The sequence below is a fragment of the Bradyrhizobium sp. Leo78 genome (assembly GCF_059512425.1).
This window is the reverse complement of sequence record NZ_JCAMOT010000154.1, coordinates 1-1,049: the sequence shown is the minus strand read 5'-3', so window position 1 is coordinate 1,049 and position 1,049 is coordinate 1. Positions and strand designations below refer to the sequence as shown.

The 1,049-nt window shown below is 60.2% G+C and carries 1 protein-coding gene; it reads right to left on the bottom strand.

What is annotated here, in order from left to right; translation table 11 throughout:
* Nucleotides 1-15: 15 nt before the first annotated feature.
* Nucleotides 16-955, bottom strand: a protein-coding gene (locus tag AC5ZG1_RS44000) for an IS630 family transposase (protein WP_433994517.1) whose coding sequence is annotated in 2 segments (ribosomal slippage) — nt 16-618 and nt 620-955 — 939 coding nt in all. Because the reading frame shifts where the segments join, the coding sequence is not laid out codon by codon here.
* Nucleotides 956-1,049: the final 94 nt, after the last annotated feature.

The following is a 1,049-nucleotide window of genomic DNA, read 5'->3' as shown; positions in this document are numbered from 1 at the left end:
TAAAGCGTGATGGCATTAGGTTCGATAACCTGAATTTTCGAGATAGTTCGCGCATTCTTCAGAGGTGAATGCTGGCAAGGCTTCACCGATGGCGGTGCAGACGGTATCGACAGTTCGGGCGGCCGCCTTTCGGAGCAGATGTTTGAGCTTGGCAAAGACCTGTTCGATCGGGTTCAGGTCGGGCGAGTATTTCGGCAGGAAGAACAGTTTGGCGCCGGCAGAGCGAATGAGCTGGCGCACGACCTTGCCCTTGTGGCTGCCGAGATTGTCCATGACCACGATATCGCCGGGGCGAAGGGTGGGCAGGAGAACTTTCTCGACATAGGTCCGAAAGCTCGCGCCATCGATCGGTCCTTCGATGAACCATGGCGCATCGATCCGGTCATGGCGCAAGGCCGCCAGGAAGGTCATGGTCTTCCAGCGGCCATGTGGAACCTTGGCGGGGAGTCTGCGCCCGCGCGGCGCCCATCCCCGCAGGGGAGCCATGTCGGTCCTGGTCCAGGTCTCGTCGATGAAGACCAGCCGTTCAGCTTCGACGCGATCTTGATACTTTGTCCACTGGGCTCGCCGCCGTGCCACGTCGGGACGATCGCGTTCGCCAGCCACCACGCTTTTTTTTGAAGCTGAGCTTCTCGGCGTGCACGAAGTCCCACACCGAGTGGTAGTCGACCTTCAGGCCGCGCCCGGCAAGCTCGGCAACGAGCCCACGTATGGTGAAATCGCCGTCCTTGATCCGTTGCGACAGCCAGACCGCGTGGTCTCCCGAAACCGCTTTCGGCTTGTGACCGCCCATCTGGCCCGGAGCAACGCTGCCGGTCTCATCGACCCGCTGCATCCAACCGATTGCCGTGCTGATCGCAACCCCAAACTGCTTGGCCGCCTGATTGCGGGACATCCCGCCCTCGATCGCGGCCACCACGCGCTTGCGAAGATCCAGAGAGTAAGGCTTGCCCATCCATGCTGGCCTCCTGCCCAGCCAGCATGGTGAATCAGAAACTCACTGATTTGGGAATCCCAAATCGATTCAACTTAACCCCATCCCGCTTTAG